This window comes from Enterocloster sp. OA13 (assembly GCF_022440595.1).
Lineage (GTDB): Bacteria > Bacillota > Clostridia > Lachnospirales > Lachnospiraceae > Enterocloster > Enterocloster hominis.
In genome coordinates this window covers 5,352,674-5,368,512 of sequence record NZ_JAKNTF010000001.1, presented here as the reverse complement: position 1 = coordinate 5,368,512, position 15,839 = coordinate 5,352,674, and the positions used below count along the sequence as shown (strand labels likewise).

21 protein-coding genes are annotated in these 15,839 nt (G+C 41.9%); 7 read left to right on the top strand and 14 right to left on the bottom strand.

Annotated elements, in window-relative coordinates; translation table 11 throughout:
• The 3 genes from MCJ35_RS23795 to MCJ35_RS23785 form a co-directional block, all read right to left on the bottom strand.
• Positions 1–492, bottom strand: coding sequence for a hypothetical protein (locus MCJ35_RS23795; RefSeq protein WP_025484942.1), 492 nt, complete (start codon positions 490–492; stop codon positions 1–3).
• A gap of 10 nt (positions 493–502) precedes the next feature.
• Positions 503–949 carry a DUF4320 family protein gene (locus tag MCJ35_RS23790; protein ID WP_025484943.1) on the bottom strand — a complete coding sequence of 149 codons (447 nt, stop codon included), beginning with the start codon at positions 947–949 and terminating at the stop codon, positions 503–505.
• A gap of 262 nt (positions 950–1,211) precedes the next feature.
• Complete coding sequence (locus MCJ35_RS23785) at positions 1,212–1,520, bottom strand: helix-turn-helix domain-containing protein (protein ID WP_025484944.1); 309 nt, start codon at positions 1,518–1,520, stop codon at positions 1,212–1,214.
• A gap of 129 nt (positions 1,521–1,649) precedes the next feature.
• Here MCJ35_RS23785 and MCJ35_RS23780 point away from each other — a divergent pair, with 129 nt between their 5' ends.
• The 5 genes from MCJ35_RS23780 (at position 1,650) to MCJ35_RS23760 (ending at position 4,565) form a co-directional block, all read left to right on the top strand.
• A complete protein-coding gene (locus tag MCJ35_RS23780) occupies positions 1,650–2,405 on the top strand; it encodes a hypothetical protein (protein ID WP_025484945.1) in 756 nt (251 codons plus the stop codon).
• A 115-nt stretch (positions 2,406–2,520) separates the two neighbouring features.
• Positions 2,521–2,958: a helix-turn-helix domain-containing protein gene (locus MCJ35_RS23775; RefSeq protein WP_025484947.1), complete on the top strand. Its 438-nt coding sequence runs from the start codon at positions 2,521–2,523 to the stop codon at positions 2,956–2,958.
• 367 nt (positions 2,959–3,325) lie between these two features.
• Positions 3,326–3,754, top strand: coding sequence for a helix-turn-helix domain-containing protein (locus MCJ35_RS23770; protein WP_162158537.1), 429 nt, complete (start codon positions 3,326–3,328; stop codon positions 3,752–3,754).
• A 36-nt stretch (positions 3,755–3,790) separates the two neighbouring features.
• Positions 3,791–4,291 carry a DUF5626 family protein gene (locus tag MCJ35_RS23765; protein WP_025484949.1) on the top strand — a complete coding sequence of 167 codons (501 nt, stop codon included), beginning with the start codon at positions 3,791–3,793 and terminating at the stop codon, positions 4,289–4,291.
• A gap of 94 nt (positions 4,292–4,385) precedes the next feature.
• Positions 4,386–4,565, top strand: coding sequence for a PspC domain-containing protein (locus tag MCJ35_RS23760; protein WP_081739159.1), 180 nt, complete (start codon positions 4,386–4,388; stop codon positions 4,563–4,565).
• Between the two features lie 61 nt (positions 4,566–4,626).
• On the opposite strand, the gene MCJ35_RS23755 is transcribed toward MCJ35_RS23760, so the two are convergent.
• The 3 genes from MCJ35_RS23755 to MCJ35_RS23745 all read right to left on the bottom strand — a co-directional run bounded on the left by MCJ35_RS23755 (position 4,627) and on the right by MCJ35_RS23745 (position 5,641).
• Positions 4,627–5,037 (bottom strand): helix-turn-helix transcriptional regulator, encoded by a 411-nt coding sequence (locus MCJ35_RS23755; RefSeq protein WP_025484951.1) that lies wholly within the window; start codon positions 5,035–5,037, stop codon positions 4,627–4,629.
• A 67-nt stretch (positions 5,038–5,104) separates the two neighbouring features.
• Positions 5,105–5,296 carry a helix-turn-helix transcriptional regulator gene (locus MCJ35_RS23750; RefSeq protein ID WP_025484953.1) on the bottom strand — a complete coding sequence of 64 codons (192 nt, stop codon included), beginning with the start codon at positions 5,294–5,296 and terminating at the stop codon, positions 5,105–5,107.
• Positions 5,297–5,308: 12 nt separating this feature from the next.
• The gene (locus tag MCJ35_RS23745; RefSeq protein ID WP_025484954.1) at positions 5,309–5,641 is read right to left on the bottom strand and encodes a hypothetical protein; all 333 of its coding nucleotides are present in this window, start codon (positions 5,639–5,641) and stop codon (positions 5,309–5,311) included.
• A gap of 231 nt (positions 5,642–5,872) precedes the next feature.
• Here MCJ35_RS23745 and MCJ35_RS23740 point away from each other — a divergent pair, with 231 nt between their 5' ends.
• Both MCJ35_RS23740 and MCJ35_RS23735 read left to right on the top strand, forming a co-directional pair.
• Positions 5,873–6,178 carry a DUF6506 family protein gene (locus MCJ35_RS23740; protein WP_025484955.1) on the top strand — a complete coding sequence of 102 codons (306 nt, stop codon included), beginning with the start codon at positions 5,873–5,875 and terminating at the stop codon, positions 6,176–6,178.
• A 183-nt stretch (positions 6,179–6,361) separates the two neighbouring features.
• Positions 6,362–7,510 (top strand): DUF2812 domain-containing protein, encoded by a 1,149-nt coding sequence (locus tag MCJ35_RS23735; protein ID WP_025484956.1) that lies wholly within the window; start codon positions 6,362–6,364, stop codon positions 7,508–7,510.
• Between the two features lie 110 nt (positions 7,511–7,620).
• On the opposite strand, the gene MCJ35_RS23730 is transcribed toward MCJ35_RS23735, so the two are convergent.
• The 8 genes from MCJ35_RS23730 to MCJ35_RS23695 all read right to left on the bottom strand — a co-directional run bounded on the left by MCJ35_RS23730 (position 7,621) and on the right by MCJ35_RS23695 (position 15,710).
• Complete coding sequence (locus MCJ35_RS23730; protein ID WP_025484957.1) at positions 7,621–8,469, bottom strand: MerR family transcriptional regulator; 849 nt, start codon at positions 8,467–8,469, stop codon at positions 7,621–7,623.
• A gap of 107 nt (positions 8,470–8,576) precedes the next feature.
• Positions 8,577–9,029 carry a YolD-like family protein gene (locus tag MCJ35_RS23725; protein ID WP_025484960.1) on the bottom strand — a complete coding sequence of 151 codons (453 nt, stop codon included), beginning with the start codon at positions 9,027–9,029 and terminating at the stop codon, positions 8,577–8,579.
• Positions 9,030–9,052: 23 nt separating this feature from the next.
• Positions 9,053–10,552: a Y-family DNA polymerase gene (locus tag MCJ35_RS23720; protein WP_034577266.1), complete on the bottom strand. Its 1,500-nt coding sequence runs from the start codon at positions 10,550–10,552 to the stop codon at positions 9,053–9,055.
• Positions 10,470–11,054, bottom strand: coding sequence for a CD3072 family TudS-related putative desulfidase (locus MCJ35_RS23715; RefSeq protein WP_025484962.1), 585 nt, complete (start codon positions 11,052–11,054; stop codon positions 10,470–10,472). The genes MCJ35_RS23720 and MCJ35_RS23715 overlap by 83 nt, the downstream gene beginning before the upstream one ends.
• Before the next feature lie 17 nt (positions 11,055–11,071).
• Positions 11,072–11,410, bottom strand: coding sequence for a hypothetical protein (locus MCJ35_RS23710; RefSeq protein ID WP_025484963.1), 339 nt, complete (start codon positions 11,408–11,410; stop codon positions 11,072–11,074).
• Positions 11,411–11,578: 168 nt separating this feature from the next.
• Positions 11,579–12,643 (bottom strand): S1 RNA-binding domain-containing protein, encoded by a 1,065-nt coding sequence (locus MCJ35_RS23705; protein WP_025484964.1) that lies wholly within the window; start codon positions 12,641–12,643, stop codon positions 11,579–11,581.
• A 29-nt stretch (positions 12,644–12,672) separates the two neighbouring features.
• Positions 12,673–14,580: a VirD4-like conjugal transfer protein, CD1115 family gene (locus MCJ35_RS23700; protein WP_034577268.1), complete on the bottom strand. Its 1,908-nt coding sequence runs from the start codon at positions 14,578–14,580 to the stop codon at positions 12,673–12,675.
• A gap of 26 nt (positions 14,581–14,606) precedes the next feature.
• Positions 14,607–15,710, bottom strand: coding sequence for a hypothetical protein (locus tag MCJ35_RS23695; protein ID WP_240299670.1), 1,104 nt, complete (start codon positions 15,708–15,710; stop codon positions 14,607–14,609).
• Between the last annotated feature and the right edge of the window lie 129 nt (positions 15,711–15,839).

Here is a 15,839-nt window from a genome sequence, read left to right as displayed (position 1 = left end):
TCAATATTTTGTATTATGCGATCCTGTCAGGGTGATGGGAAACGAGAGCGGGGGAAATATTTCCCCGAACATTTGGATCCGGAATTCAGCATTGCAGGAAAAAATGTATTCGATTTTTCCATCATTATCCCCATGCTGCCTGAAGTCCAGGCTAATATTGGACAAAGAATAGTCCTCACTTTCCATCGGAATCCGATCTGTCAGTCCCTGAATAAAATCATAGCGGAGTGCTTCCTGATAGTCGGAGCTGAAATACAGATCCTCCATATAGGAACCCAGGTTCGCCTCACGTTGGGAATGGAAAGTATCCGCATAAATCCGCGCGCTGACATTGTTAAGTTCCATTTTGGCTGCATTGCGGATATTGATGCATTCAATCCGGATACTGGCAAATAACAGCAGGAAGGCCATCAGCATGTTTACGGCAAGGATTACAAAAACAGTATAGAAGGAAAGATCGCCGCGTTCCTCCTTCCATATCTTCTCAAGCATAGCCTACCTCCTATTTCCAATAATGTTCACTGACGCCGGCGCCAACAGATCTGATTGTGAGATTCACCAGCCGGAAATTCCAAAAACCGCCCAGACTGCACCGGCCCGTTACCGTAACATAGAAAGGGCTTCCAATCTGAATCCGGTCTTCCGAATCAGAGCATTCTACAGTATACTCCAGGCCTTCAGCACCTGATATTTCCCCAGATAAAAAAAGAAACAGAGAATCTGTTTCAGAATTTACCCCGCCATTTAGCTGTATCTGCTTTACAATCTGATCCACAGCATGATCCATCTGCTGTTTCGCACTGATGATTTGGAAAACATTAATAATGAACGCTATCATAATCACAGCGACCAGAATGTAAATAAAGGTGCTGATATAAGATATTTCCCCTTTCTCGCTCTGCAGCAGCCTTCTGCAATGCATCCGAAAATCACGGAATTTTTTCTCCAAACACTCACCTCCCTCCAGGCAGTAAAAAAGCAGGGAAAGGAGAACTTTCTCTGCTCGTCTTACTGAAATATATAGTATCACGGTACTAATCATAACATGTGGAATTTACGGTGTAAATTGCAAAAGCGTGCCACTTTTTCTGGTTTTTGCGCCATATCCGTGCCTTTTTGTTGGCAGATAAAATGCCGATTCGTATATAAATTCAACTGATAAATAAGAATGGAAAATATCTGGCGGGAAAGAATAACTGTGAAATTGCGTATCATAGGGACATCAAAAAGCGGATTAGGTTTGCTTGCTGCTCTGGCGCAAGGCGGTCAAAACCGCAAAGCATTTCCATCTGGAGCGGTGTAAGAGAGACCGACATATCTTCTTTTTCTGAAAAGAACTGTGATAGGGTAATGCCAAAAGCATTACAGATTTTCTCCAGGTTTTGAATGGTTGGCATGGCATTTGTACGGGACCAGGAGGATATGGTAGACTGGACGATACCCGATTTTTCAGCCAGATGATATTCTGACCAGTTCCGCTGCGTCCTCAATTCGATAATTCTTTCATTGATATTAAACATGGGCAACCTCCATACTTTCGTTCTTCGTTTATTTTACTTCATTTATTCGTTGTATTATAATTTTGTATATCGTATAATTTTAACGATATAATGTAGTAACAAAAAATCAATCATAAGGAGGAAAAATCTATGATGTACCGTAAGCACTCAGAGTATATGACGCAGGAAGAGGTAGAAGCTTTAATGAAAGCCTTGCTTCCGGAAAGCCGGGTAAAAAATATAGAACGGTTAAAGGACTCGAACTGTATTAATGTAAACTTTGAATTACAGGGTAAGGAAGGAATGCTGATATTTTATTCAGATGACATCGATAATATTCCGGAGTGGGCGCCATTGGAAAATGCAGCCTTTTACCAGATTTATATAATCGCAAATGGATATAGCCATATTTGGGCGGATAAACCGGATTTAAAATTTGGAGAGTGGGCGATGATGGCAAGAAATAATATGGAAGAACGTCGAGGAAAACAGCTGGAAAGTGACAGTATTTTGCAGGAACTTTTGCGTAAATCAGAAGAAGCATTGGACACACTGCAGGAAATGGCCGAGGAGGGTCCCTTAAAGGATGAACTAACACTTTATAGGCAAATCAACAGCCAGGCCATGGAGCGCCAGGAGCATATCAGTTACGTGCGGGGAGTCTCCGATGCGGTGTCAATGATGAATATTATGGATAACCGGGTTAGCCTGGCTGATCTGGCAACCGAATTGGAAGAATCCTTGGCTGGATATCAGAACCTGCACGGCCTGATAGAAACATTTGGGGATGGTGCGAAAGCCCAGTTAGGTAACTTTGATGTTGTCAAAGGTATTTTTGCCATTGCAGATGCACTTAATAAAGAAAATGAGGTACTAAATAAATTGTTTGAAAAAATAACAGGATGAATGAAGAATAACAATATATCCATGCGGTGTTCCAATATATGCATTAAAAATAATAGCCTGTTGTGATATAGTAAATTCATCTGTTAAAAGAAATATAACGAATGGAGGAGATGACATGGAAAATTTTCATGCGCAATGGGCGGCTTGCCTGCTAGAAGGGATAGAAGATAATTGCTCGCCGGAAGTAAAACGCGCGTGCCTGGAACATTGCGCCGGCTTGCATTACAGAGTGAATAATATGGAGCAGCAGCTTGAAAAATACGTCGGAGATCTGGAAGGCTTCATTGAGTTTTTACATAACGAGTATGGGTGGATTGTTAGTATTGATAAAGAGAATAGCCAGTTGTTGGTGGACGAAAATAAAGACTATTGCGTTTGCCCTATAACAGCGGCTCTCCAGGGGAATGTATCACCAGCGCTTTGCGACTGCTCAGCACATTATGCCAGAAAAATGTTTTCAAAAGTTTTGGGGAGAGACGTACAGGCAAACGTACAGCGCTCTTTCTTGAGGGACGGATTATCCTGTGTTTATGAAATTATATTAGATGCGTAATCATTATGGCAGTGGGCAGGCTGGAGGGTATGTCAGTCTACCCACATTTTAATCTGTTTTCGCCTTTTTCTATGTTTATAGTGGAAATAGACCTTCCTTATTTTCCTTGTACCATGCCTGTACGGCAATAATAATGATATAATGAGTGACAATCAGCTATAAACCACTATAGAGAACTTTATTTGAAAGGGACATGAAAAAGCAGGATTTACGGGAGTTAGGCAGTCTTATGGCCATCATTATCGCAAACATGGGCAAGGGAGAACAACTAGCAACGAATATGAACCTAATGCAACGATAATACTCTTGTCACTTATAGTAAAGTGATGATATATTCAAGTTCAATTCAAGGAGGATGGTTAAGTTTATGGAAGAAAAAGAAATTAGTGAGAAATTATTGTGCCTGCGAAAAAAGGCTTCGCTCTCACAAGTTGAGGTATCAAGGGAATTAGGTATTAGCAGGCAAACTTTATCAAAATGGGAAACCGGTAAAAGTTGTCCAGACGCCATATTTATTAAAAAAATAAGTGAAATATATAAAGTATCTATAGATGAATTAATGGATAATAACTATAACTTGCAAAATGAAAAAATATCTGATGTTAGAAAGAAGCAGAGTGGAAATATCTGTCCAAGGATATGGTTATTATTTGTAATAATTGATTTTTTAATTTGTTTTGTGTTGGTTTGCATGAGTACACATATGCTTTTTTGGGTATTGGATTTTAATTTTATCCTATTAGCGATTTTTCTATTGGTTCGTCTGATAAATTTTATTAAGGCTAAAATGGATTAGAATAAATAATACAACAATACTAGGAGGAAGATTATTATGAAAAGAATATCAACGTTAGTTATATCAACAATCTTAATGTTTTGTTTTTCATTTTCGGCTTTGGCTGCCGACAGGGAGGCGTCACCAGAAGAGAAAACAGTTGTGTTTGACTTAAATGATAAGTCGGAACAGGTTTATACATATTATGACACAGAAGGCAATGAGATCACCATTGGAATTAAACCGTCAAATACGTCTACACGTTCATCAGAACCTTGGTCAGCCGGTGCGTGGGATATTTATGTATACGGGCCATTAAGTGCGTTTTACAAAATTGACATTAGCTCTACTGGCAAAATTACTAATGCTTATGATGAGAGCTATACCGCCATTGGTGTTAGCGTAACTGGCGATTCCCTTAGTTATACGTCGTCGCAAGCCACATATAAATTGACATATAAAATTCCCGATCCTCTACCGGAAATTCTGGGAGCTTCAGGATCTTTAATTGCCCAAATTAGTGGTTCAAATCTGGTAGTAACCAATACTATTTACTAAAATGCGTCAATCCGTTTTAGCAAAAGTGTGCCATGTTTTTAATTTGGCACACTTTTTAAACCAATAAAAAATTAATTGATGAGGTGAAATTCTAATGGCTAAAAAATTATATAGGTCGAAGCATAACCGAATCTTGTTAGGAATTTGCGGGGGAATTGCTGAATATTTAGATATTAGCCCTCTAATTGTTAGGCTACTTTTCCTTTTTTCTGGAATTGGAATGGTAGCGTATATCGTTTTAGGCTGCTTTTTACCAGAAAATCCTATGCTTTAAACTAAACTATAAGTATGTAATAATTTTGTTTGGATAACCGTGGAGAACTACTACGAGCCTATCATAGGCAGGAAACCTTTGATTTAGTGCAGGGAAAGATTAAGAACCGTAAATCTATTACATAATCACTCTGAGAAAAAATAACAGTTTCATTTTCTGGTACCAGTTTTGCAATTAAGTTTGAAATAGAGCTACTGTTATCAATGCTTTTCAGCCCGTTAAGAGCAGTAAATATTTCTTTGATGTCGTCGGTTGAAAGGATTTGGTTTTTTAACTTGTAACCCTCTATAACCGCTACACCGCCACCTATTCCCGGATAAGAAATAATCGGTATACCTGCCCGGTTTAATGTATCTAAATCACGGAATATAGTTCTTCTTGATACTTCAAATCGAGCTGCAAGTTCTTGAACCGTTATTTTGTCTGTATTTGCAAGAATAGTCAATAGCCCTAATAATCTATCTATTTTCAAGATGCCTCCCTCTTTGATCATCGATGGCGGACTTCATAAACCTGGATTTAACCAGCTCGGTAATAGTTTAGTCTAAAAAGAAAATATCCTCCACTTTCAAGTTTAACAATTTAGCAATCTTCATTGCCAATTCCAAAGTGGGATTATATTTATCATTTTCAATGGCAATAATCGTTTGCCGGCTTACCCCCAGTTGAGTAGCCATATCCTCCTGCCGCAGTCCAGCCTGTTTCCTCAATTGTTTTATATTATTTCTCATACCGTATCCTGCCTAGTGAAGGTTAAAAAGCAGAAAGGAACCTATTGATAAAATCACTGTAAAAACGGCAATACCTATGACAATGCTCCACAAAAGCTTATTTGGCTCTTTATATTCATCATCGCCAGCAATCATCTTTCTTTTCATAGACATTTCGGAAAAACGCTGTACACATAAAACTGTGATCAGGATAAAGCCGGGCAGGGGATTATAACTGCCATAGTTAAAAATGTTTTTATAGCCTTCAAAAAGGGTATAGACGGCCAGGATCAGAACCGCTGTTTTAAATCCGAACTCTTCAGAGTGAAGCTTTAGATTTCTATCCATTTCATCCATCTGTTTCATAGTGATACCTCCTCACAATGGAAAATGTTAAAAGTTCTTTACTTTTTTCATTGTAACACATTAATCAGAAATGTCAAGAGCTCTTTACTTTTTGCAAAAATAAAATATAAGAGAATTGACACCTTTATTGAGGAGTTGTATAATCAAACAGAAAATATTTCACGAAATAACCCTAAACCATTCCATAATAAAACGGAATTCATCTGCGGAAAGCAGGATAGGAGGATTTGTATGAAAGTAAATGCAGCCTTTATTTTTGTAGCACCGGAAGTTGATTATACAAAACACCGTACCGTGGTGGATACCCCAGTGGTACATTTAACGGTAGTTGGTGTAAAAAACTATGAGGAAGGCGTCATGGTCGCCAAAGAACTGGCTGATCAGGGTGTAAAGGCCATTGAGCTTTGTGCTGGATTCGGCAATGAGGGAACCGCCATGGTGAGCAAAGCAGTTAGGGGCAAAGCCTCTGTAGGTGCAGTAAAATTCGACCATCATCCAGGGTTTGATTTTAAGAGCGGTGATGAATTGTTTCAATAAAACAAAAGATTGGAAAATGTATCCAAGTAAATTATGAAAATATGTAATCCATAATTAAGTATTTATTAAAGATTTTCTTTTATACATAGAGTAGAATAAATAAAACAGCGAATGAGAGCAATGGGGCGCAACCTGTTGCTTTTTGTCTTTTTTTGAGTCGGAAGGATTCGGAGGACTGAGAAGATGGGCTATAGATATGCACTTCATCCCCAAGAGTTGGCAGTAAATGAATCAGAACGTTTTTATGCAAAGATGGCAGCGAGGGGGTGGCACCTTGTAAAACGAGGAGTGTTTTTAAGCCGTTTTCATCGCGCAGAACCAAGGGAAATGCAGTATCGTATTGTAGTTGTAATGCCGGCCGCATCAGAGGGGCTGCCATTTTTGGCAGAACAGATGGCTGTATATGAAAATAGTGGATGGGAATTTATAACGGGACAAGGTTTTATATATGTGTTTCGGACGCCTCAGAATAGTGGTGCTTCAGAATTATGTTTAACGCCAGATCAGCAGGAAGAAACAATAAAGAAACTAAAAAAACGATATATCAACTCATTGCTTCAGATTCCTCTATCCCTTTTTCTTTTTTTGCTATTAGGCGCCTTGCTCAGCAGTGCCGGAGGAATGCGTCATTTTACAGCCTCTATTTATCGTGGCTGGGTTGAAGATACTGCAGGAGCGATTTGTTTATTGCTGATTTTTCTGTGGTTTTTATTTAAGGACCTATGCAGTATATGGTATTTGAAACAACTATGCATTAAAATCAAAGCCGGTTTACCAGCTGATCGTCTGCGATCCAGAAGCATGTATTTGCAATTTTTTAACCGGATATTGTTTCTGGCCGTCTTATTTTCTAGTATATTAGCTGTCGGCCAGTGGGGAGGACGTTCCAATCATGAAATGCCGATGCAATCGGATGGACCATATCTTGTACTTTCAGATATTGGTGTGAATGGAGTAAGAACGCAAAGCTTTATAAAAAATAGAACCAGCAGAGTTGTTTTTGAACAATCGCTTTTGAGTGGGCATTGGAATACCTATGAAGTAGTTGATGTCACTGGCAATGAAGTCTGGATGCAACAGGATGTCTATCATTTGAAAAATAGTGATATGACTGCACGATTGGTGGATTCATTGATGAAGGATGGGGTGTTTACGGATTCAATAGAAGATTTTACTGAAGTGGATATATCAGGACTTGATCATGCATGGATATCTGGGCAGCTGGAATGCATTGCGGTGAAAGGAGATTATGTCTGTTTAGTGACATATCCAGACCATGGCCGTGAAGAATTAATTTCTATCCTCCAGGCAGTAGCGAAGAAGTGGGCATAAGTTTATATAATCTATTAAAATATGCAGGCCCAGAAAAAATTAACAGTTGATATTTTTCTGGGCCTGCATAATAATGACCTGGTGACAGGGAAGGAGTTTTATAAGTCTTTTTAGTCTCCATAATATCGTTTTATAGCACTGCCAATATATTCTGTAATCCCTGTCCCATATTTTTTCTCCATTGCCTCAATCGCTGTGGTATCGCCATGTGGATGTAAATAATGATCTGCTATTTTAAGAAGTAAATATCTTGCATTATCAATTCGCATAAAGCGTTTAGTGTTATTGGCTAATTTTGCCACAGCATCCATAGTTATATTTTCGTTGCCAGATTCTTTGGCTTTTACAAACTGCTCGGTAATTTCTACGCTTTCATTTTTTAGCTTATTAAGAGATTCTTGATCTAAAGGTTCCTTTAAACTTGTTTCTAACATTTTTTCCTTACTTCCAAATAACTTAATATAGTGTGTACATATTTTTTCATCTTTCATATGTTCCGCATATTTTTCTCGAAAGGCTTCCACACTTCCATACTCCTCCACAATTGCCCTAACGGAATCATCCCCCAGGGGTTTAAGCGCGTGGTCTAAAATTTTATTAATGTCTTCATCATTAAATGCTTCAAAACTCATAGTATTGACCCCTTTCATAACATCATCTATTAACTCAATAATTCCATTTAAACGATTGCGTTTACTGATTAAGAACTTTTTGTGAGTTAGTAGGGCTTGTTCCTTATCATAATCAGGATTTTCCATTATTTTCTTAATGTCAACCAGCGGAATCTCCATTTCCTTAAAGAACATGATTTCCTGTAACGTTTCCAATGCTTTGTTGTCATACAAGCGGTAACCGGCTTCTGTTAATTGAGTAGGCTTCAGCAATCCAATTTCATCATAATACCTCAATGTCCTTATACTTAGCCCTGTAATTTCCGCTACATCTCTTACGCTTTTCATTGATGTTATTCTCCTTTCGTTGTATATCTTAAACCGTTACGCAACGAGAGAGTCAATACCTGAATATTGATGTAATGCAAATTTATTGTGATTCTTATTTCATCCAATCACTCCAAATTATCGTCTACAAATCCGAATATCTCACCCTCCATATTAAATATTTCCTTTAAGGGAATCTTCATACCGTCTTCCATCAATAAAAATTGTCCGTATATATCAATCTTTTTAACATTTTCCGTGACTGAGACATAGGCGCCTCCAGATTTCTTCTCATCCTGTTGGAAATAGGTGACGGTTATTTTTGGATGTCTGGACAGCACTTCCTGCAGCATCCTGAACTTCTCATCTAAGACTGCCTTGGCGTTCTCATCCAATTCAGCTCTCTCATCTGTCAGGCGGGCAGTTTCTTTAACAGCTGCATCATAACCGGTCAGAGCGGCAAAAGGGGAAAATTGTGCCGCCCTGTCAGAAACCGGCATATGAGGGTGAACCGCCGAAACATGATGGGGAAGATGGATGATATCATCATAACTATGGGTATCTGCGTCCTTTTTATTCATTACTTGCTCCTTTTATACCTGAACTACGCCTTATGACCACCAATTTGCTGGTTCCGTTCACGGGTCATTGCTCCGTCCTCAAGATCCGTACCTTTTAAAATCGCATTTTTGCCGTATTTTTTCTGGATACCCAGCATAGCTTGCTGCAGCTGCTTTTCACGTTTGAGCTTTGCTTCCTCTTCCTGCTTCCTTTTTTCTAATGCATCATAGTCTGTAAATAGATTGAGCTGTTCAAAGGCTGGCTTTTCAACGACTGTGTTTTCCTCAATTACATGGCAGGCCGTAATATAAATCCGCCTAATCAGCAGGTTTTTATCTATTATCCGGTCAAATAACCCTATGACAGCATCCATAATCAACATTGTTGAAGAAGTAAGCCGACCGATATTGGCAGTACCATGAGCGTGCTTGGGAATCTTACGGCCAAAGTGATCCGTTACAATTTCACCTTTATAAAGTTTCCGGATCTCCGGATTGGTGAGATTTTCAATATCATATCCGACAGTGAGAACCATCTGGTCTGTCACAAGCCCCTTGTCCACCAGGTCAAGCACCAGCAGATCGGTCATTTCCCGGACAATCAGTTTGGCTCTCTCATAATCGTAAGGGCATTGAAGCACTTGACCGGAGCCGATACTGTTTGCCGATGGCTTATATGCTTTGATATCAGCCATGGTGCAGGGTTCCCATCCCCAGGCATGATCAATAAGCAGTTCTGCATTGATTCCGAACAGTTTGTAAAGCAGATCCTCATTATAATATTCGTTGGGCTTTCCCAGGGAACACCGCGCCACATCGCCCATGGTATACATTCCATGCTCTTCCAGCTTTTTTGAATATCCCCTGCCTACACGCCAGAAGTCAGTCAGCGGACGATGGCTCCATAGGAGGCGGCGATAGGACATTTCATCCAATTCGGCAATTCGTGCTCCATTTTGGTCCGGTTCAATGCGCTTTGCAACAATATCCATGGCAATCTTGCATAGATACATATTTGTGCCAATTCCCGCCGTAGCTGTAATTCCCGTGGTTTGGAGGACATCCTCCATCATCTTTAGCGTCAGTTCACGGGCAGTAAGCTGGTATGTGTCAAGATAATCCGTGACATCCATGATTACTTCATCAATGGAATAGACATGGATGTCTTCCGGAGCAATATACTTCAGGTAAATATTATAGATCCGGGTACTGTATTCCATATAAAAAGCCATTCGTGGCGGGGCCGTAATATATGAAATGGAAAGCTCTGGAGATGTCTTCAGTTCGTCAGAATTCCAGGAAGAACCGGTAAAGGTATTACCGGGAGCCATATCTTGTCGCTTTGTATTCGCTTCCCGTACCTTCTGCACTACCTCAAACAATCTTGGCCGTCCAGGAATGCCATAGGCTTTCAAAGCCGGTGATACGGCAAGACAGATTGTTTTTTCTGTGCGGCTTGCATCAGCTACCACTAAATTTGTAGTTAGAGGGTTGAGCTGCCGTTCTCTGCATTCGACGGAAGCGTAATTTTTTCTCGATATTATCCGAACCTTTTAGTCCTATCATTGGAATTGTCAAATGCTCATTCAAAAGGCATTCAGCAAGTTTTTCCATGAATAAACCTTTGCCTTCCACTTCTATATCATTGTCTGAAGTAGTATCTATGCCGCAATTCGGCGAGCGGTTTGCTTCTATGATTCCAACGAGTTCAAACCCGTTCTTATGATACTCCATAATCTGCTGCATAACATAATCAACCAAACGAGTTAGGTTTGCGTTTGCACTTCCTTTTTGCATCTCCATTCGGATCCGTGTATTTTCAACCGTAACGGGACTGTCAATCCCATTAATATTTCCCCGGTCAAGTCCCAGACAGCAAAGTTCAGGGCATGGCATTTGAAAAATACCAATATCGGCATCAAGTAAAATTTTAATAACGCTTTTAAAAGCAGCTGGATATACTGCCGTTCCGTCAGAAATGGAATTTTGATTCAAAAAGCAATGAGCAATCAAAACCACTTTTTTACTTCTTACATCATCAAACATAAAATTCTCCCCTCAAATTATATCTTAGATCCATTCAAAAGCACTGCATTGTTACCGTCTACTGCCCATGCAATCAGATCATAAACAAAGCTTGGTGTTACGGTAAAAGGAGGGCGTTTCATCGGATATTCATAATATTCCCAGTGACCGGAAGTTTCTTTCCCTTGAAACATTTTCCCTTTACTGATGATGAAGAAATCCCCCTCGCCCACTCGGTAGGAAAGGACAATGCTCTTATCGTCAGAAACAATGTTCAGCCATACCTGGTCACAAGAGTCGTCGTCCTTACCAACCCACCAGACATATGTTTGATTGTTATACTCAATATTTCGTCGCCCTTTCTTGGATACACCCATGGCTGCCTCCGCGTTTTTGCCTTTATTTTATCATATGGACAGGGGAATTACTATAAACATTCATGTTATATACAGTGGATAATACCGGACATTTTGGCGGTTCAGACAAGAGTATTGTTCTATAAAGAATGACAGGCTGAAGGTTAAGGTTCAGCCTGCCAACATATGTCAGATATGCTGTTTAATAATCCGGGATATCAACCCTACCGCCACGTTCCGTTCCTCGTCAATCCTGGTGACAACGAAGCTGACTTCATCCTTTTTCCCAGGAGTACGGTTATCATAGCAGCTGTGGGCGATGGCATTGACGCCGATGGAGAGCCGAACAAAAACGGTTCCCTTATGGATATCGGTAATGGTCCCGGCATATTTTCCCTGTATCTTGCATTTCCCTAAGTTTGCTTTGCTGGTGTCGCCATTGACGCTTTTGACATCGGCCTTCACAGAGATGTGGTTTATGTCTTCGGCCTTGATATTTAAGATACGGACCAAAATCTGCTCCCCGACATGGAACATCTCATTGGCATTCCCCAGCCAGTCCCAGGAAAGGTCGCGGGCCAGAATGGATGTTTCCACGCCAAAGATTTCAACCCGGATTACCTTTTCGGCAACAGCAACAATTCTGGCCTGTACAATACGGTCTTCACATACCCGGGAGCTGCCGCCGGCGTCGGGCAGATAAAAGATTTGCCGCTTTTTAAGCATGGCATCCTTGCGGCTGGCAACAACACTCCGGCTGGAATTGTCCAGGCCTTTAATAATAAAGTCAATCTCGCAGCCAAGCATATTGCTGACAATCTTATTCTGCCGCTGGGCGAGTTCCCCATAATCGTGGCGCTCGTCCTCCACAAGATTAATCATCATTTCTGATAAGGGGATGGCTACACGGAATTTCTTGTAATAGACGACAGCAATGATTCCGCCGCCCTCCATCTTTTCCACACCGCCAAGCTGGCCGGTAAGAAGTTTTTTCGTGCGGTAAGCATTCTGCAGGTCATGCCAGATGGTATCCTCTACACTTTCCGGAGTTTCTACCTCCCCATCAGAATCAATGGTCAGTATCGTAGATGGGGCAGGTTTTCTGCTGGAAGTTGTTTTCCTGGCTGATATTTTGTTCGCCTCTCCATCCAATTCCGAAGTTGGAGAAGTTTCTGTTGGAGATTCCGGGGAGATGGGGGCTTCTATCGTCCGGTCTTCCTGATCTAAAATAGTTTCTACTGTTTTTCTGGGCATAATGTGTTCTCCTTTCAATCATGTGCATGTTATGACATAATGGATTCTTTATCCGTTATGACAATCTGAAAATCGGCATCGTTATCCGCTGCAACCGGATTCTGTTTAGGGGGAGCAGCTTTAGGGAAAAAGGATGGGTCTTGTTTTGGTTTACTTCCTGTCCTTTTAGCCGGTTTTGTCTTCATGGGGCTGATGAAGTCAGCCTCTACATCCGGAAGCCCTCTCCATGCCGGTATATGTTCCACTGCTTTACAGGGCTTCATTTTTTTGCTCTCCGGATGTTGGGTATAATCATATTTTTCCACTTGAAGGACTTTCTGGCCCCTTAAAATAACAAGGGCAGTATCCAGGGGAAGCCGGAGAACCTCATCTGGGGTGAGGAGTTTCCGTTTACCGACAGAGCTGGTTTCCCGGTATTCCGGGGTATAATTGGACACTCTCCAGGTATTCAGCTGTTTAGCCTGGCTTTCTACGGCTATGCTGACTTCTCCGGATCGGTCTGAAATAAACCTGGCAGTCACCTCATCTGTGCAGCCGAGGAAGAGCTGCGTGTCACAATTTCCGATAATTTCCTGATACTGATTATCCGGGTATCGGTTTTGCATTTGCGGCAGGTTTTGGAACAGGCAGCTGATCGACAGAGAGCGGCTACGGATGGTACTGATTTTTTTGGTGAGGTCCAAAATCACGCCGCCGTTCGCCAGCTCATCCGCCAGTATGTGTACTGGGACCGGCAGCTTACCGCCTTCCCCATATTTGTCCGCATACCTTACCAGTTTAATGAATACGAAGCTCATAAACAGGGAGGATAGAAAGTCGAAGGTGGAATCCTGATCCGAGGACACACAAAAAAAGGCGCATTTTTCATATCCCGGACGTGTCAGGTTGATTTCATCGTAACTGGTAATCTGGCGGATCTGCTTATTCTGAAAGATTTGTAGCCGGGAGCCAAGACCAATGATAACGCCGGTCCGCACGGTATCCGAAGCCTGGCTGAATATATTGTAAGGCGCCTTTGCAGGGTGTGTGATTGGAATCAGGTCGAACAGCCCGTTCAGCTCTTTTTCGGAGCACATCGTCAGAAGCTGATAAACCTGCCCGATATTTTTCCCTTCCTCCGGAAAGCCTCGTTCCACATATAGGATTAATGCCTTTAGCAGGTTGAGTTCTGCGTTATCCCAGAAGTGATCCCCTTTTCCAGCTCCGGTGTTTTTGATGATAACATCGGCTGTCAGCTGCGCCATAATTTCCTGCCCCTCTATTTCCTTCAGGCAGTTCCAACTGTCGGAGTTTTCCGGGTTTACCAAATTGAATACCCGCACTGTATACCCATATCCCTCAAGATACTCCGCCATGTCTTCATACAATTCTGATTTTGGATCGTTGATTATCAGGCTTTCCCCACGGGCTACACATTGAAAAATCACATTTCTGGCATAAGCCCTGCTTTTCATCGAACCACTGGCCCCGTACACGGCAACATTGCGGTTCATCCGGGTATTTTCCGGAAGGCAGACTGCCTTCCCATTTAATTTTCCGAGAATAACGCCCTTAGTTTTTCTTACATCCGGAACCAGTTCCAAAACCTGGTTCATTTCTTCTTCGGTCATAAATCCGGAGGTTCCATAGGTTCCCTTATCCGAATATATTAGATTCCGTTCCCTGTCATAGACCCCTTTGTTTCCAAATCCCATCCTCATAATCATGAAAATCAGGACGCCAAAGATTCCAAGGCATAAAAAAATTCCATACATGCTGTATGGAAAAACAGTTAAGGCGGACAGGCAGGCGGACAGGGAACCGGATGGGAATAGAGGACCGGAACCATTCCCGGGTGTATTGCCGGCTTCGGACCACACATGGTAATTAATCAGGAATTGGGCCAGATACCCGCCGGCATAGAGCAGAGTAGCAAGTAACACAGGAAGGACAGCCAGTACCTTCCAGGATGGTTTTTTCTGTACTATGGGAAAAACCTCCTCTCAAATTTAGTGAGATCAATCGTGGATATGGTAACAGTGTCTCCGCAGTAAAAAAGCAGAGCTTCCTTCTGGAAGTCAAAACAAATCAAATGGCCGCTGCATTGGTGGAGCTTCAGGCTGGTAATAAAACGGGATATCCGAAGCATATCAAAATCATAGGCCAGCAATACCGGATTCCCGTTCTTTACGGCATCATGTTCAAACCCTAACTTTTCATCCGGCGCCTCCAAATCCGAGAGCAGCAAAGCGGAAAACTGTTTGGAGAATCCGGGACGGCACAGAACAGTCAAGATGATTTCACCGGCACGGCTGTCAGGAACAAAATGGAAATATTCAAAGCTGGTATCCAGGGTAAAGAGGCTGTGCCGGAGTCCGCCTGTGCTGGTCATAAGTCGGATACCAATATCCATACTTTTTCCAATCAGCAGGGCGTGGATGGGAGTGTCGTGGCGGTACCAGGATTTTAAGATTCCCTGGCTCGCATGGTAGGATAAGAATGCTTTCACACGGATTTCTGTTTTATATTCCCATTTCAGCACAGAATCCCCGGTATGGAAAATGACGTAGATACAGCGGTCCGCAAACAGTACGCCGATACAGCGGGAGTTATTAATTTTCGTAGTTTCAGTCCCCAGTTCCTTGATTTCCCTGGAGTGATAGAAAACCGGGGTGGGGAAAGGGGCTTGCTCATCCGGGGGGATACCGGAAAATATGGCCGGTTTAACATCCCGGAACAGGGTAATGCCTGAATTGAGAAGCAGGCAGTAGGTCCGGGATGCCTGGTGGAGCCGGAGCCTCCTGGCATAATCGCTTCGCGGCTGATTGGTGTCACTGCTTCCGGTCAGATAAAAGGAGAACCGGGAAGGATTCTGGGCAAGCAGCATTTTCTTCCCCCTTGAAGTAAGCCGGTATCCGCGCAATTTATCTTTGTAGTGTGTTTTGAGCAGTTTTTCTTCCTTCAGTTTCGTAACCAGCTTTTCCCCGTAATTTTCCCCTATCCCCATCCGGTGCAGGTTATCGGCCGGGAACTCTCCGGAAAGAGCAACCAGTTCTAAGAAGCGGTAAGCTGATGTTGATGTGTCCAAAATAAATCACCTCCAAATTTAACCGTATCCGACTGAAACTCCGGTAAAACAGGCGCGGTATCCAGAGGCAAATTTCCAGGAACTACGCCTGGACAGCCGGGATTTAACCGTAGTCGGAAAATATAATGG

What these genes read in the sequence shown, in the direction of transcription:
- MCJ35_RS23795 (WP_025484942.1), bottom strand. Translation starts at nt 492, where the DNA reads ATGCTTGAGAAGATATGGAAGGAGGAACGCGGCGATCTTTCCTTCTAT.
- MCJ35_RS23785 (WP_025484944.1), bottom strand. Translation starts at nt 1,520, where the DNA reads ATGTTTAATATCAATGAAAGAATTATCGAATTGAGGACGCAGCGGAAC.
- MCJ35_RS23780 (WP_025484945.1), top strand. Translation starts at nt 1,650, where the DNA reads ATGATGTACCGTAAGCACTCAGAGTATATGACGCAGGAAGAGGTAGAA.
- MCJ35_RS23775 (WP_025484947.1), top strand. Translation starts at nt 2,521, where the DNA reads ATGGAAAATTTTCATGCGCAATGGGCGGCTTGCCTGCTAGAAGGGATA.
- MCJ35_RS23770 (WP_162158537.1), top strand. Translation starts at nt 3,326, where the DNA reads ATGGAAGAAAAAGAAATTAGTGAGAAATTATTGTGCCTGCGAAAAAAG.
- MCJ35_RS23765 (WP_025484949.1), top strand. Translation starts at nt 3,791, where the DNA reads ATGAAAAGAATATCAACGTTAGTTATATCAACAATCTTAATGTTTTGT.
- MCJ35_RS23760 (WP_081739159.1), top strand. Translation starts at nt 4,386, where the DNA reads ATGGCTAAAAAATTATATAGGTCGAAGCATAACCGAATCTTGTTAGGA.
- MCJ35_RS23750 (WP_025484953.1), bottom strand. Translation starts at nt 5,296, where the DNA reads ATGAGAAATAATATAAAACAATTGAGGAAACAGGCTGGACTGCGGCAG.
- MCJ35_RS23745 (WP_025484954.1), bottom strand. Translation starts at nt 5,641, where the DNA reads ATGAAACAGATGGATGAAATGGATAGAAATCTAAAGCTTCACTCTGAA.
- MCJ35_RS23740 (WP_025484955.1), top strand. Translation starts at nt 5,873, where the DNA reads ATGAAAGTAAATGCAGCCTTTATTTTTGTAGCACCGGAAGTTGATTAT.
- MCJ35_RS23735 (WP_025484956.1), top strand. Translation starts at nt 6,362, where the DNA reads ATGGGCTATAGATATGCACTTCATCCCCAAGAGTTGGCAGTAAATGAA.
- MCJ35_RS23730 (WP_025484957.1), bottom strand. Translation starts at nt 8,469, where the DNA reads ATGAAAAGCGTAAGAGATGTAGCGGAAATTACAGGGCTAAGTATAAGG.
- MCJ35_RS23725 (WP_025484960.1), bottom strand. Translation starts at nt 9,029, where the DNA reads ATGAATAAAAAGGACGCAGATACCCATAGTTATGATGATATCATCCAT.
- MCJ35_RS23715 (WP_025484962.1), bottom strand. Translation starts at nt 11,054, where the DNA reads ATGTTTGATGATGTAAGAAGTAAAAAAGTGGTTTTGATTGCTCATTGC.
- MCJ35_RS23710 (WP_025484963.1), bottom strand. Translation starts at nt 11,410, where the DNA reads ATGGGTGTATCCAAGAAAGGGCGACGAAATATTGAGTATAACAATCAA.
- MCJ35_RS23705 (WP_025484964.1), bottom strand. Translation starts at nt 12,643, where the DNA reads ATGCCCAGAAAAACAGTAGAAACTATTTTAGATCAGGAAGACCGGACG.